The following is a 14,914-nucleotide window of genomic DNA, read 5'->3' as shown; positions in this document are numbered from 1 at the left end:
CCCTATTTTCCGAGCATGCATCCGAGCGCGCACAGGACCCTGCTCCGCCGCCCGCCGTAACCCCCGCTCAGCAGGCCGTTAAGGTGACGTCGTGGTGAATGCAGCGGGCAAGTTCGGGCCCTACGGCCAGCCGACACCGGCGTCGGCCGCCGGTGTGCACGACGCCCGAGTGCTGCCCGGCCGCGGCCAGACCGGCGCGGAACTCGTCCGCTCCCGGATCGCCCTGCAGGTGCGCCTGACCTCGGTCTCCCCGGGGGACCGGCTGCCCGACGCCGGCGTTTTGGCCGAGGAACTGGGCATCGGGGAGATCACGGTGCGGCGCGCGCTGGAGGCCATGTGCCAGGACGGCCTGCTCGACCGCAGGCGCGGCCGGACCGGCGGCACCTTCGTCGCCCAGGGCTGGGACACGATCGTCCCGGCGCTGCACGACGAGGGCGAGGCGGCCTCGCTGAGCGCCTTCCACCTGCTCCTGGAGTGCGGCCTCGTGGCCCACGCCGCGGGCGAGGTCCCGGCCGACCGGCTCGACGGCCTCCAGGCGCTGGTCGACGAGATGGACCTGACCGAAGACCCCGGACAGCTGCTGATGCTGGAGACCCGCTTCCACCTCGACCTCGCCGAGGCACTCGGCGGCGCAGGCGTCAGGGAACTGACCGCCGATCTCCTGGGCAGGATGTGCCTGGTCCAGCCCACCCCGGACCTCGCGGTCGTACGGGCGCGCAACCGCTGCCACGCCGACCTGCTCACCGAACTCGGCCGCGGCGCGCTGGACCCGGCCGTACAGGCAGTGAAGGCACACCAGCACACCCACCCCGGCTGACACCCGCAGCGCCCCGCTCGCACCGCCGCACCGGATCAGAAGGAGCCGCCGCCATGCCCGACCCCAAAGCCGTCGGCCCGCCGCCGACGCCGGGCGCCGTCGGCGGCACGCCCCAGCGGCTGCGCGGCGGCGTGCTCGGCATGGCCGACATCGCCGCCGCCACCATGGCCAACGTCGGCCCGGCCATGAGCTTCTTCTTCGGCTTCGCCTTCCTGTCCACCACCGCCGGAGTGGCGTCCCCGCTGACCATCCTCGCCGCGGGCATTGCGGTCGCCCTGCTGGGCAACACGCTCGCCCAGTTCTCCCGCGCGCACCCCTCCGCGGGCAGCTTCATCACCTTCGTGGGCAAGACCTTCGGGCCGGTCAGCGCGGTGACCACGGCCCTGCTGGCCGTACTCGGCTACATCATCGCGATGGCCTCCGTCATCGCGATCTCCGGCGGCTTCGTGCAGATCACCCTGCACCACTACACCGGCGTCGACCTGCCCTGGATCATCTGGACCCTGCTGCTGACCGGCCTGGCGGTGGTGCTGATGCTGCGCGGGGTGGTGGTCTCCACCAAGTGGGCCGGCTACTTCTTCGGCGTCGAGATGCTCGTGCTCGTCGTGGTCTCGGTCGCGGCGCTGGTCGAACACCGCGGCAACCTCTCCGCCGCGCCGTTCCTGCCCGGCCACATCCACCACGGCCTCAGGGGCCTGGCGGCGGGCTTCCCCCTCGCGGTCTACCTCTTCATCGGCTGGGAGAACTCGGCGGCCCTGGCCGAGGAGACGGAGAACCCCCGGCGCAACGTCGGCCGCGCCGTGTTCTCCTCCATCGGCATCATGACCGTGAGCTACATCCTCTTCTCCTACGCCACGGTCACCGGCTTCGACTACGACGTCGCCCGGCTCGGCGAGGCCCGCATCCCGTTCATCGACGTCGCCCACCACACCCTCGGCGCGCTCGCCTTCCTCGCCTATCTCGGCGGCCTGACCTCCACCCTCGGCGTGCTGGTCGCCGGCATCAACTCCCAGGCCCGCCTGGTGTTCAACGCCGGACGCGAGGGACTCCTGCCGTCGTACCTCGGCTACGTGCACCCCACCCGCCGTACGCCGAACAACGCGATCGTCACCTTCGCCGCCATCTCCCTGCTGATCATCGGCGGCTGGGGCCTGGGCCATCTGCTCGGCGCCGACGGCGGTCCGATGAACCCCGTCGTCTTCTTCACCGAGTCCTCCAGCCTGGGCTCCATCCTGATCCTGCTGGTCTACCTCGCGTCCAACATCGCCCTGCCGCTGTACTACCGCCGCTACCGGCCGCAGGAGTTCCGCACCGGCCGCCACCTGGTGCTGCCCGCCCTCGGCGCGCTCGCCATCCTGGTCCCGCTGTACTACCTGGCCAAGCCCGGCCAGCCCGCGCCGTACAACTGGTTCCCCGTCGCGGCGCTGGCCGCCCTGCTGCTGTCCGTCGGTTATGCGACCCTGCTGGTCCGCCGCGATCCGGGCCTGGCCGAACGGGTCGGCTCGGTCGTCGCCGACGCCGAGTGAGGGTGTCCCCGGCCCGGCTCCGACGACTCCGACCGTCCGCACGGGACCGGGCCGACTCCTGTCCAATCTCTGTACAGGCGCCGGGCGTCTACGCGTGGCGTGCAGGTGACCGAAGGGGTGGTCACCGTGTCGGACCTCGGTCCGGGCAGCCGCGGTTTCGTCTGCGAGCGGGACGGTGAGGCCCTGCCGTTCGGATCAGGTCGGCTGTAGGGATCGGTGCCTTGCAGCCGACCCGAGCGGGGTCATGGGGCCCCGCTCGGGCGAAGCCGAAAGCTGGGGGAGCTATGCGGTTGCAAGGCGGACGAGGCTGCGACATCAGCCGCTTGCCGCGGCGGGTGACGCGGAGGGTCGGCGACCGACGACGATGCGGCTGGGTGCCCGACGCCCCTCAAGGCAGTGAGGGAGTGCGTGCCAGGGCCCGCGGCGCCGAGCTGGGTCGAACGACGGGGCCCGGGTTCGATACCCCGCTCGGGCAGCGCGTGCAGTCGGGCCGGTCGGCGTCTACCGCTCCAGCAGACCGGCGCGCAGTTCGAGCGGGGTCAGGTCGTGCCAGCGGCGTACCGCACGTCGCAGTGCGCTCACGTCGGCGAAGCCCGCCTGGCGGGTGATGTCACGGAGCGTCAGTTCCGGGCGCCGCAGGAGCTGTTCGACCTGCTCGCGACGGACTCCGTCGACGATCGCCTCGTACGTGGTGCCGCAGTCGGCCAGGCGGCGGCGCAGGGTGCGTTCGCTGGACGCGTGTCTGCGGGCCTGTTCGGTGAAGGAGGGGACGGCCGGAAGGCTCTGCGCGATGGAGATCTCCAGGACCTCCAGCAGGTCCTGCTGGTCGCGCCGTGAGGCCGTCTCCTTCTCCAGGACCTCCAGCACCGAGGCGTAGGTGATGGGGTCCCGGCCCGGCATGGCCGCACGGGCCCACCGGGCCGGGAACACCATGCGGTTGCCGGCGGCGTCGAAGCGCAGGGGGCAGCGGAACAGGTCGTCGAACGGGCGGGTGTCGCGCGGGGCGGGAAAGGCGAACGCGACCGTCTGCGGGGCGAACGCGGCGCCGATGCTCAGCCGGGTGAGGGTGACGACGCTGGAGTACGCCTCCTCGGTGAGGAAGACGGCGACCGTCGGATCCAGCGCGGGGTCCGGCAGATCGGCGCGCAGCACATAGCCGGCGTCCTCCCAGCGGGCCGACCACACCGTCATCGCCCCGGACAGGTTCTGAAAGCGGACCCCGGTCTCGATGGCGTCCTGAAGAGTGTCGGCGGCCATCATGGCCAGGCCGATCAGCCCCCACGCGGTGAGGTGCTGCGTCGCGCCCACCCGCAGCCCCAGATGCTCGTCGCCGGTCAGGCGCACCGCCTGGCGGATGACGTCACTGCCCTGCCGGTAGGAGACCCGCAGCGCGGCGGAGCCCATCACCGCCGGGTCCAGCCCCACGCGGGTGAGCAGCGGCTGCAGGTCGACGCCGGACTCGCCGACGACCCGGCCGAGGTAGCGCAGGATGTTCGGCGCGATGGTCGCCGAGGTGCTGCGGTTCGTTCCCGGAGATGTGACCGGTGCGGGAGCATCGGGCATCGCGTCCCCTCTCACCAGGGCGTTTCTCGCCTCACTGTAAGCAGCCGGGCCGCGCCTGTCGCGGGGGTGGCCGCCGGGGCCCCCTGTTCGGCCTCCGGCGCGCTGCACACGTCTTTTCGCCGTCCCTACCTTGTGCCGAACCCGCCCATTCTGCGCTCTCGCGCCGGTGTACCGAAGGCTCACCATGATCGCACCTGTTCAGACTCCGGCCCGGCGACGAACCGTGCGCCGCAGCCCTCATACGGCGGCCCGAGGGGCCGTGGCGACGGTGTTCGCCGCCCAGGGAGCGGCGGTGGCCGCGGTGTCCACCACGGTGCCCGCCGTCAAGGAGCGTCTCGCGCTCTCCCCGCTGACGATGACCGTGCTCGTCGTGACCGTCGCGCTCAGCGCGGGCGTCGGCAGCTTCGCCGGGCTGGCCGTGATCCGGCGTGTCGGGCTGGTCGCCGCGATGCGGGTCGGCGTCCTGGCGACCGCCGCGGCCCTGCTGCTGATCAGCTGGGCTCCCAGCCGGGCCGTGGCCGCCGTGTCCTACGCACTGTTCGGCATGGCCCTGGGCTGCATCGACGTGTCGGCGAACGCGCGGGCCGCGGCCGTTGAAAGCCACTACGGCCGGAGCATCTTCGCCTCCTTCTACGCCGCCTGGAGCGCGGCCGGAATCGCGGCCGCGCTGCTGACCGCGGGCACCGCTCACCTCGGCTGGCCCGTCGAGTACACGCTGACCGCTCAGGCCGGCCTTGTTCTGGCCCTTGCCCTGACCGTCCGCGCCCACGAGCTTCCCACCGACTCACCCCTCGCCGTGTCCGCCCATGAGGAGACCCGCGGAGATTCCGTCGCGCTCGGCCGCGGACTGTGGGGCAGACTCGCCCCGTTCGGCCTGGTCCTCCTGGTCGCCTATGTCATCGACTCCACGGTCTCGTCGTGGTCGACGCTGTACCTCCACCAGACGCTGGACACCGCCCTGTCCCTCGCACCCCTGGCCTATGCGGCCTATCAGGTGGGCACCGTCACGGGGCGGACCTGCGCCGACCGTCTCGTACGTACCCTCGGCCCGGTGGCGGTGATCCGTGCCGCCACGGTGCTCACCGCCGCCGCCCTGGCCGGACTGGCGGCAGCACCCGCCTGGCCGTACGCCGTCCTGGCTGCCGCGTGCACCGGGCTCGGGGTCTCCGCACTCGTGCCCCTGTGCCTCGCCTCTGCCGGACGCCTGCGACCGGGGGCGACCGAGGCGGTTCTGGCCCGTATGAACGTCTTCAACTACGCGGGCGTACTCGTGGGCGGCGCCGCCAGCGGAATCCTCGGGTCCACCGGCCATTTCCGCCTCGCCTACGCCATCCCCGCCGCACTCGTCCTCGCGCTCCTGACGACCGCACGGTCTTTCGCATGGCCGCCCAGGCCCCCTCTCTGACCGGCCGGACCATTTCCCGCTGAACTGCAGATGAATAAGTTTCCTTCCACCGATAGAAAAGGGATCCCCTCATGGGAAAAAACCAGTACGACACCTGCGTGATCGGAGCGGGACCTGCCGGGCTCGCGGTCGCCAGAGCCCTGACGGAGCGGAACCTGCCGTACACGCACCTTGAGCGGCACACCGGGCCGGGCGGAATCTGGGACATCGACAATCCCGGCAGCCCGATGTACGAGTCGGCTCATTTCATTTCCAGCAAAACCCTCTCGGGCTTCGGAGGATTTCCGATGCCCGACGAATTCGCCGACTATCCGCCGCACCGGCAGATCCTCTCGTATCTGACGTCCTTCGCCGACGCCTACGGACTGACGGAGCGCATCCAGTTCGGCGTCGAGGTCGAAAGCGTGGAAAAGAACGCCGACGGCACCTGGACGGTAACCCGGACCGACGGACCGCAGACCGTGCACAGCCAGGTCGTGGTGTGTACGGGGTCGCAGTGGCACCCCAACGTTCCTGAACTGCCCGGCAACTTCACCGGGGAGGTCCGCCACACGGTCGGCTACCGCAGCGCGGAGGAGCTGCGCGGCAAGCGCGTCCTGGTCGTGGGCGCCGGGAACTCCGGCTGCGACATCGCGTGCGACGCGGCCCGCAGCGCGGACCACGCGGTGATCAGCATGCGCCGCGGCTACTGGTTCATCCCCAAGCACCTCTTCGGCCGGCCCGTGGACACCATCGCCAACGACGGGCCGCACCTGCCGATGTGGCTGGCGCAGCGGGTCTTCGGCACCCTCCTGCGGATCATCAACGGCGACCCGACGCGCCTGGGCCTGCAGAAGCCGGACCACAAACTGTTCGAGACCCACCCCACGATCAACTCGATGCTGATCCACCACCTCCAGCACGGCGACATCTCAGCCAGGCCGGGGATCGCCCGCACCGAGGGCCGCACGGTCCACTTCACGGACGGCACCCGCGACGACTTCGACCTGATCCTGCTGGCCACGGGTTACGTCCACCAAGTGCCGGTCGCGCAGAAGTACTTCGGCGACGAGCAACACCCCGACCTGTACCTGTCGTCGTTCTCCCGCGAGCACCAGGGCCTGTTCGGAGTCGGCTTCGTCGAGACCAACTCCGGCGCCTACCGGCTCTTCGACACCCAGGCCCAGCTGATCGCCGGGCACATCGACGACGTGGCGCAGGGACTGCCGAACGCGCAGCGATTCGCGGGCGTGATCCGTAACGACCGTCCGGACCTGTCCGGCGGCCTCAAGTTCGTCGACTCGCCCCGGCACACCGGCTACGTCGACAGCGAGGCCCTCGTGAAGCACCTTGCCAAGATCGCGGCCGACATGGGCTGGCGCACCGAAGGCCTACCGCCGCGCGTGCGGTCCCTGCGGGACGCGGAGGTGGTGTCGTGAGCGGCTTCGACTTCCGTGACAAGGTCATGCTGGTGACCGGCGGCGCCGGCGGGATCGGCAGCGCGATGAGCCGCCGCTTCGCCACCGGCGGCGCCCGCTGCGTGGTCGTCGACATCGACGAGGCCCGCGCCAAGCGCGTCGCCGCCGAGCTTCCCGGCGCCGGCCACACCGCTCTCGGCTGCGACCTCACCGACCGCGCCCAGGTGGAACTCCTCTTCGACCAGGTCGCCGACGTGTACGGACGCCTCGACGTGCTTGTCAACAACGTGGGAATGACCAACGCCGAACGCTTCGACGTACGCAGCGTCGAGAGCATCGAGGAGGAGATCGCCCTCAACCTGACCTCGCCGCTGGTCGCTACCAGGATCGCGATCCCGCTGCTGCGAGCCTCCCAGGATGCCCGAGTGGTCACCACCGTCTCCCTCGGCGGGATCTTCCCGCTGGGCGAGACCCCGATCTACACGGCCTCGAAGTTCGGGCTGCGCGGGGCGATGCTCGCCATCGGGCTCGACCTGAGGAGCAAGGGCATCCTGGCCGGGTCGGTGCTGCCGTCGGCGACCGACACCCGGATGCTGCGCCAGGAGGCCGTGGACGGCGGGAACTCCATGCAGTTCCAGGACCCACCGCAGCAGCCTGCCGACGTAGTCGCAGCCGTGGTGAGCCTGCTCGACAAGCCCCGCCTGGAGGCCTATCCCCGGACAGGGGAGTCCCGCCTGGTGCGGTTCGCGATGCTGGCGCCGAACCTGCTGCCGAAGGTGTTCCCGCTGTTCCGACGGAGAGGGGAGCGCGGCATGGCCCGCTATCTGGACGAGCTGCGCCGTCGGGGGCTGGCCCGGCAGACCGACGGACGCTGGGAGCTGGTGGAGGAGAAATGACCGCAGTCGAGGGCCCCGCCACGCTGGAGGTCGTCAACCCGGCCACCGGCGAACTGATCACCACCGTGCCGGCCACCAGTGCTGAGGACGTCACCAAGGCCGCCGAGCGGGCCGAGCAGGTCTTCGCATCGGGCGTGTGGTCCGGGTTGCCGGTCCGCGAGCGCAGCGCGGTGCTGCTGCGACTGGCCGACCTGATGGAACGCGACACCGGGATCCTGGCCCGGCTGGACAGCGAGGACGCGGGAAAGTCGATCACGGAATGCCTGACCGGCGACGTACCGGGCGCGATCGAGTCGATCCGCTGGTTCGCCGAAGCAGCCGACAAGGTGTTCGGCAGAATCGCCCCCGGCGGACCCGACGGCCTCGGCCTCATGAGCCGGGAACCGATCGGGGTGGTCGCGGCGATCCTGCCCTGGAACTACCCGCTGGCCATGACCGCGTGGAAGGTCGGCCCCGCGCTCGCCGCGGGCAACTGCCTGCTGGTCAAGCCCGCCGAGGCGACCCCGCGCTCGGCCCTGCACCTGGCCCGACTCGCCACCGAGGCGGGCCTGCCCGAAGGGGCCCTCACGGTCCTGCCCGGCCACGGAGCCGTCACCGGCACCGCCCTGGCCCGCAACCCCGTCGTAGGCGCCCTCTCCTTCACCGGCTCCACCGGCACCGGCCGCCGCATCCTGAAGGACGCGGCCGACACCAACTTCAAACGCGTCTCGCTGGAGATGGGCGGCAAGAGCCCCCAGGTGCTGATGGCCGACGCACTCTCCTACGGCGACGAACTCATCGACCACATGACCGAGGCCGCGTTCCTGACGATGGGACAGAACTGCACGGCCGGTTCCCGCGTCCTGGTCCACCACAGCATCGCCGACGAGGTCCTGGACCGCTTCACAACCGCAGCCGAACGCCTGGTCGTCGGCGACCCGGCGGACCCCCGCACGCAACTGGGCCCACTGATCAACCGGACGGCCTTCGACCGGGTCGCGGCGGCGGTGGAAGCCGCACGTTCCGGCGGAGCCCGCATCCACACCGGAGGCCTGCCGCACGGCCTGCCCCAGCGCGGCGCCTACTACCCGCCCACCGTGATCACCCACGCCCCCGAAGGCAGCGACGTCCTCACCCAGGAACTCTTCGGCCCCGTCGTCACCGTCCAGACCTTCACCTCCGAAGAAGAGGCGCTGCATCTGGCGAACGCCACCGAATACGGCCTCGCCGCCTCGGTGTGGACCCGCGACCTCGACACCGCCCTCCGACTGGCACGCGGCATCCAGGCCGGCGTGGTCTCCGTCAACGCCTACAGCGAGGGCGACATCACCACACCCTTCGGCGGCTGGAAACAGTCCGGATTCGGCGGCGTGGAGAAGTCGACCAACGCCTTCGACCAGTGGACCCGCGAGAAGACGGTCTGGATCCGCACCCGCTGATCCCGCTGAGGCCGTGTCAGGCATCCAAGCCTCGCCGTGTCGATGCCGGTGCCGCGGCGGCCCTTCCACTGCCGGGCCGAGCACACGGCGACCTCGGAGCGGGCGGGGATCACCTACCGGCTCGCCAGGCCGGGATCCGCGCGGTCCCGGACGACGGTGTGCAGCGCCGGGAGGCCCTCGGCGCCCCACTGCACCTGCCCCTGGCAGACGGCCGGAGCGAACCGCCATGGCCGCACGGACACCACCGGCGGGCCGCGCAGCCGCCCCGCCGGACGGCACTGACGGCGCTGGGCGCCCCCGGGCTTCGTACGAGCCCGGGGGCACCTTTGCCGTCGCAGATGCATGTCGGAAGGGCTGCCGGGCCGTGTCGGTTCACTCGGGAGGGGCGATCGTCATCAGGGGCGATGTATGCCTCGTGTTACCCTCGCTTGTTTGCGTGGTCGTCGCGGTGGGCAATTCTGCCTGTTCGGTTCCGCTTGTGCGCGGGCTGTATCACCCTGCCGGGCCTTCCTCGGTTCGTTCCTCTGCGGAAGGCTGTTCATGAAGCACCCCGATGACTTCGGCATCGCTCACGGCGGTCCCGCCCAGCCTGAGGCCACGACCCCGGCGCTGCCCCCAGCCGTCTCCTTCGCCGGTCTGGAACTGCCCGTGGGGGTGGTGCGGACACTGACCGGACTCGGGGTGCGTGAACTTTTTCCGATCCAGGCCGCCACACTTCCCGATGCCCTGAAGGGGCGCGACGTCCTGGGACGTGGACGCACCGGATCGGGCAAGACGCTCGCCTTCGGCCTGCCGCTGCTGACCCGTACGGCCGGGCGGCGCGCCGAACCGAAGCAGCCACTCGCTCTGATCCTCGTGCCCACCCGGGAGCTGGCCCAACAGGTCACCGAGGCGCTGGCGCCGTACGCCGAGGCCCTGCAGTTGCGGATGACCACGGTCGTCGGTGGCATGTCGATCGGCCGGCAGATCGCCGCGCTGCGCCAGGGAGCCGAGGTGGTCGTCGCCACCCCCGGACGCCTGCACGACCTGATCGAGCGCAACGCCTGCCGCCTGGGACGGGTAAGGATCACCGTGCTGGACGAAGCCGACCAGATGTGCGACTTGGGATTCCTGCCGCAGGTGGTCGACCTGCTCGACCAGGTACACCCCGACGGTCAGCGGATGCTGTTCTCGGCCACTCTGGATCGCGACGTCGACCAGCTGGTCCGCCGCTACCTGCACAACCCCGTCGTCCACTCGGTCGACCCGTCCGCGGGCACGATCACGACGATGGAGCACCACGTTCTGGTCGTCCACGGCCCTGACCGCTACGCCGTCACCACGGAGATCGCCGCCCGCGACGGCCGTGTACTGCTGTTCCTCGACACCAAGCACGCCGTCGACCAGCTCACCCGGCATCTGCGGGCCAGCGGCGTGCACGCCGGGGCCCTGCACAGCGGCAAGTCCCAGCCACAGCGCACACGGACCCTGGCGCAGTTCAAGAACGGCCAGATCACCGCTCTGGTGGCGACCAATGTCGCGGCCCGTGGCCTGCACGTCGACGACCTCGATCTCGTGGTCAACGTCGACCCGCCCACCGACCCCAAGGACTACGTGCACCGGGCGGGCCGCACCGCCCGCGCCGGTGAGTCCGGCAGCGTGGTCACGCTCGTACTGGCAGGCCAGCGCCGTGAGACGAGCGGCATGATGGCCGAGGCCGGCATCGAGGCAACCGTCACCAAGGTGCGCTCGGGCGAGGCGGAGCTGAGCCGGATCACCGGTGCCAAGGCTCCCTCCGGCACCCCGCTCGACGGCGGGCCCGCCGTCCCCCGGCCCAAGAACAGCAACGCGCCCTTCCGCGGCCTCGGCACCACCAAGGACCCCTCCCGCGGAGCCGGCGGCAGGTCCCGAAAGACCGGCGAGGCCCGCAAGCTCGCCGAGGCCCGCAAGGCGGCCCTCGTGCGGCGCAACAGCTGAGAGCCGTTGCCCGGCGGCCAATGTCCTGGCCGCGGGGTCGACAACCCGCGGCCCGGCCCGAAGCTGCCGCAGAAACGGAGCAGGATGATGTTGCCGACGTCCTGCACTGCGTCCGGCATGACAAGCTGTGCTTGCCCACCCCCCCGAACCCAGGAGGTCATCATGACCGCAGAGCCCGAATCCACCGGAGGTTCGGAGCCGGCTGGCCCCGAGATCTCTCCTCTGGCGGACAGCGACGGCAGCTACGACCTCAAGCGCAAGTTCCGCGAAGCCCTGGCGCGCAAGCGCGGTGCGCAGGCGGACGCCGCTGATATCGCCGCCAACCCCGATGCGTCGAAGGTCCGTTCCACGCGCGGCCCGGCTGCCAGCCAGCGCTCGTTCAGGCGTAAGAGCGGCGGCTGAGTCGATCAGCCCCGGCGATCCGGCCGCTGAACAGCCCCTTGGGCGCCGCCCACTTGCGCGCCCCATGCCGTGGCCCGCAGCGTGCACGTACCCCTGTGCGCGTTGCGGGCGAGGCGCAGCCGGCGGTCTCGTCTGTGGGAATGCCGCTGCGGCACCGAACAGGCTGTAGCCGGCGTTGGAGACGATCATGTCCACGAGACCGAGAGCCCGCCGGTCGAACAGCCGCTGCCACGCCATCTCCTGGTCGAGGAGGCAGGAGCGGAGCACTACGGCCAGTGCCCGCTGTCGGGGCACCACCGGCCGCATCGCGGCCCGGGAGGGCACGGAATCAGTGGGCTGATGCAGGGTGCGCGCGGTCGCGGTCGCCGTCGCACGTGTGCAGCGCTACCGGGTAACGGCTCGGGCCGTGTCGCACCGGTTGTCGCCGGGCAGCCCCGCGACGAGAACCAGGCCGGCGGGTCGTACCGACCTCATGCGGCCTCGCGGCTCACCACTTCGGAATCGTTCACCGGCCGAGCGCCCTGTCGTCCGCCCGCGCATCCCGGCTTGGCGCGACCGGGGGCACGTCGTGGCAGGTGAAGCCGAGTCGGGTCAGTGCCCGGCGCATCTCGGCCACCGTGAAGTCACGGCGGTTCTGCCTGGTGATCATTTCCCCGACCTGCATCACGGGGTAGACGCGGCGGTCGATGCTGACAGACACGCCGGTGACAGGTTCGGGCGGGACGCCGGTCATGGACTGTTCGATCTCGATCTTGGTCAGGTCGAAGGGGTACCGGGCGATGACACAGCGCATGGCTGCCTCCACGAAGTGGGGGAGAAGGCCGGGGACGGTGACCGGGTGACGGCGGTCGGGCGGGGTCGGTACGACGGTCAGGGCGTGAGAGCGAGCACGCCCAGGGCGTAGCCGTGTTCGTCGATCACGGGGGACACGTCCAGTGTCCGGATCCGCATGGCGGCCTCCGCCTCACCGAGTATCGATGTGGACGAGGTGAACGGCCCGCGGTCGAGTGGGATGTCCTGCAGCCGGGTTCGGTCGCTGTACCACGAGCCGCCGCGGTGTGCGGCGAGCTGGGCCCGTGTGACCAGTCCCGCGCACCGACCGTCCTCGTCCCGGAGGAGCAGATGCGGGACCCGCGCACCGATGAGGACGGACAGGGCCACGTCGACCGCCATGTGGTCGTCGACCTGCGGCCCGGGAGCATACATGGCGTCGCGGGCGGTCGGACCGGTGCCGTCGGCGCTGTCGAGCTCTTGTGTTCGGGGCGGGAACGTCGTCAAGGGCTTTTCCTCTTCGTTGGGGCGGGCAGGACGGGCGACGGCTCGTCCCGACCGCAGGGAATGCTTCCCCGGGCTTGAGCTATGGGTTGTTCCTCGGTACAGGCCGACGGCCCCGGGCGGCGGCCCGGCCGCTTCCGCCACGGCCGGCCCCCTGGCCGCTCCTCCCACGGTCGGCGGCCCGGCTCCTGTGATGCCGGCCGACGGATCCCCTGCTCTCGGGCCGTTCTTGGACCGGCGCGGGGAGGGTGACGGGCACGCCGGACGGGGTACGGGCACCGGTGATGCGGTGCAGTTCGGCCTCGCCCGGGCGGACCCGCACGATACGCGGAGTGATGTCCGCGTCGGCCATCAGACGGTCCATCGCGCGCCGCTGGTGCGGCAGCACGAGGGTGACGACCGTGCCGGACTCGCCTGCGCGGGCGGTACGGCCGCCGCGGTGCAGGTAGTCCTTGTGGTCGCCGGGCGGGTCGACGTTCACGACGAGGTCGAGGCCCTCGACGTGGATCCCGCGGGCGGCGACGTTGGTGGCCACCAGGGCCGTGACGTGGCCGTCCTTGAACTGGGCCAGTGTCCGGTTGCGCTGTGACTGGGACTTGCCGCCGTGCAGCGCCGAGGCGCGCACACCGACGGACAGCAGGTGTTTGGTCAGGCGGTCGACCGCGTGTTTGGTGTCCAGGAACATGATCACCCGCCCGTCGCGGGCGGCGATCTCGGTCGCCGTGGTGTGCTTGCCGGCGTCGTCCACATGCAGCAGATGGTGCTCCATGGTGGTGACGGCTCCCGCGGACGGGTCGACCGAGTGCACCACGGGGTCGTGGAGGTAACGGCGTACCAGGAGGTCGATGTTGCGGTCCAGAGTGGCCGAGAACAGCAGTCGCTGGCCGCTCGCAGGCACGAGGTCGAGCAACTGGGTCACCTGCGGCATGAAGCCCATGTCGGCCATCTGGTCGGCTTCGTCCAGGACGGTGACGGCGATCCGGTCCAGCAGGCAGTCCCGCCGTTCGATGAGGTCCTTGAGGCGGCCGGGCGTGGCGACGACGACCTCGGCACCGCCGCGCAGCGCGCTCGCCTGTCGGCCGATCGACATGCCGCCCACCACGGTGGCGAGCCGCAGCCGCAGGGTGCGGGCGTAGGGGGTGAGCGCGTCGGTGACCTGCTGGGCCAGTTCCCGGGTGGGGACGAGGACGAGGGCGAGCGGCTGCCGGGGCTGGGCCCGCTGTCCGTCCAACCGGGCCAGCAGCGGCAGGCCGAAGGCGAGCGTCTTGCCGGAGCCGGTACGGCCGCGGCCCAGGACGTCCCGGCCGGCCAGCGCGTTCGGCAGCGTGGCCGCCTGGATCGGGAAGGGCACGGTCACGCCCTCGGCGCCGAGGGCGGCCAGCAGACGTGCGGGCATGTCCAGCTCGGCGAAGGCCGCCACGGCCGGCAGCGGCTCGGTGAGGGTGGCCGGCAGCGCGAACTCCTGTTGGCGCGGGGCGGGGCGTGCGCCCCGGCCGGTCTTTCGCCCGACGGCCGGACGGGGACCCTGGCGGCCCGTCCCCCGAGTAGGGAAGCGGCTGCCGGAAGCGGTGCCTGTGTGACGGGGGGTGCGGTTCATGGAAGAACCTTCCTCGATGCGGCGTATCGAGGAATTCCGTCCAGCGGTGACGACCGCACGAGGATTCGCAAGAATGAGCCGAAGAAAAAAGAGCCGGGCCTCGTTGGCGCTGGAGCGGGGACGGTCGGCAGTCCGGAAAATCCGGAAAATGGGAAAATCAATGGGCTGGGGCCCGTACCCCAAGAGCACGGGCCCCAGCCACATGATGCGCGAACCACTGGCTCGCGACGATTCGCGTCTGCGTCAGGCGGGAACGATGTTCTCGGCCTGCGGGCCCTTCTGGCCCTGCGTGACGTCGAAGCTAACCTTCTGGCCTTCCTGAAGCTCGCGGAAGCCTCCGTTGCTGATGATGTTCGAGTAGTGGGCGAACACGTCAGCGCCGCCGCCCTCCTGCTCGATGAAGCCGAAGCCCTTTTCCGCGTTGAACCACTTCACGGTGCCAGATGCCATATTGAATCTCCCTTGGGGGGCAGTGCCGGACTCCGCACTTTACGAAGCCGAGTCGCCGCGATGATCACCCCTCCGGAAAGACTCCGGAAAGCTTCGCAAAGAAAAAATCTCTGGCAACCAAAACTGCAACTGACCCTACGTTAACACAGGCCGTATGGAGACGGTCATGCGTTTTCGGGAGCATCCTGTAATTATCCTCCCGTGTCGGGGTG

Annotated in this window: 13 protein-coding genes; 8 read left to right on the top strand and 5 right to left on the bottom strand. The window is 70.7% G+C overall.

The features are described from left to right. The first annotated feature begins 91 nt into the window (after window positions 1–91). Together AB0N07_RS07510 and AB0N07_RS07505 are read left to right on the top strand one after the other, a co-directional pair. Complete coding sequence (locus AB0N07_RS07510) at window positions 92–817, top strand: FCD domain-containing protein (RefSeq protein WP_365833084.1); 726 nt, start codon at window positions 92–94, stop codon at window positions 815–817. Window positions 818–870: 53 nt separating this feature from the next. Further along, a complete protein-coding gene (locus AB0N07_RS07505; RefSeq protein ID WP_365833081.1) occupies window positions 871–2,343 on the top strand; it encodes an APC family permease in 1,473 nt (490 codons plus the stop codon). Between the two features lie 501 nt (window positions 2,344–2,844). On the opposite strand, the gene AB0N07_RS07500 is transcribed toward AB0N07_RS07505, so the two are convergent. Then, window positions 2,845–3,906: an AraC family transcriptional regulator ligand-binding domain-containing protein gene (locus AB0N07_RS07500; RefSeq protein WP_365833079.1), complete on the bottom strand. Its 1,062-nt coding sequence runs from the start codon at window positions 3,904–3,906 to the stop codon at window positions 2,845–2,847. 259 nt (window positions 3,907–4,165) lie between these two features. Here AB0N07_RS07500 and AB0N07_RS07495 point away from each other — a divergent pair, with 259 nt between their 5' ends. The 6 genes from AB0N07_RS07495 to AB0N07_RS07470 all read left to right on the top strand — a co-directional run bounded on the left by AB0N07_RS07495 (window position 4,166) and on the right by AB0N07_RS07470 (window position 11,380). Beyond that, window positions 4,166–5,311 (top strand): MFS transporter, encoded by a 1,146-nt coding sequence (locus AB0N07_RS07495; RefSeq protein ID WP_365833077.1) that lies wholly within the window; start codon window positions 4,166–4,168, stop codon window positions 5,309–5,311. A 71-nt stretch (window positions 5,312–5,382) separates the two neighbouring features. Further along, entirely contained in the window at window positions 5,383–6,729 is a 1,347-nt protein-coding gene (locus AB0N07_RS07490) for an NAD(P)/FAD-dependent oxidoreductase (protein WP_365833075.1), read from the top strand. Then, window positions 6,726–7,604: an SDR family oxidoreductase gene (locus AB0N07_RS07485; RefSeq protein WP_365833073.1), complete on the top strand. Its 879-nt coding sequence runs from the start codon at window positions 6,726–6,728 to the stop codon at window positions 7,602–7,604. The genes AB0N07_RS07490 and AB0N07_RS07485 overlap by 4 nt, the downstream gene beginning before the upstream one ends. Beyond that, window positions 7,601–9,022, top strand: coding sequence for an aldehyde dehydrogenase family protein (locus AB0N07_RS07480; RefSeq protein ID WP_365833071.1), 1,422 nt, complete (start codon window positions 7,601–7,603; stop codon window positions 9,020–9,022). The genes AB0N07_RS07485 and AB0N07_RS07480 overlap by 4 nt, the downstream gene beginning before the upstream one ends. A gap of 540 nt (window positions 9,023–9,562) precedes the next feature. After that, complete coding sequence (locus tag AB0N07_RS07475; protein ID WP_365833069.1) at window positions 9,563–10,978, top strand: DEAD/DEAH box helicase; 1,416 nt, start codon at window positions 9,563–9,565, stop codon at window positions 10,976–10,978. Window positions 10,979–11,140: 162 nt separating this feature from the next. Then, window positions 11,141–11,380 carry a DUF5302 domain-containing protein gene (locus AB0N07_RS07470; RefSeq protein WP_365833067.1) on the top strand — a complete coding sequence of 80 codons (240 nt, stop codon included), beginning with the start codon at window positions 11,141–11,143 and terminating at the stop codon, window positions 11,378–11,380. 505 nt (window positions 11,381–11,885) lie between these two features. Here the strand turns inward: AB0N07_RS07470 and AB0N07_RS07465 are convergent. From AB0N07_RS07465 to AB0N07_RS07450, 4 genes are all read right to left on the bottom strand, one after another. Continuing rightward, on the bottom strand, window positions 11,886–12,173 hold the full coding sequence (locus tag AB0N07_RS07465; RefSeq protein ID WP_365833065.1) for an SCO5918 family protein: 288 nt from the start codon (window positions 12,171–12,173) through the stop codon (window positions 11,886–11,888). A gap of 77 nt (window positions 12,174–12,250) precedes the next feature. Then, window positions 12,251–12,658: a hypothetical protein gene (locus AB0N07_RS07460; RefSeq protein WP_365833063.1), complete on the bottom strand. Its 408-nt coding sequence runs from the start codon at window positions 12,656–12,658 to the stop codon at window positions 12,251–12,253. A gap of 79 nt (window positions 12,659–12,737) precedes the next feature. Further along, on the bottom strand, window positions 12,738–14,252 hold the full coding sequence (locus AB0N07_RS07455) for a DEAD/DEAH box helicase (protein WP_365833061.1): 1,515 nt from the start codon (window positions 14,250–14,252) through the stop codon (window positions 12,738–12,740). A 243-nt stretch (window positions 14,253–14,495) separates the two neighbouring features. Continuing rightward, on the bottom strand, window positions 14,496–14,702 hold the full coding sequence (locus tag AB0N07_RS07450; protein WP_020943091.1) for a cold-shock protein: 207 nt from the start codon (window positions 14,700–14,702) through the stop codon (window positions 14,496–14,498). Between the last annotated feature and the right edge of the window lie 212 nt (window positions 14,703–14,914).

This window comes from Streptomyces sp. NPDC051172, from assembly GCF_040682555.1.
Lineage (GTDB): Bacteria > Actinomycetota > Actinomycetes > Streptomycetales > Streptomycetaceae > Streptomyces.
This window is presented reverse-complemented; position numbering and strand designations above follow the sequence as displayed.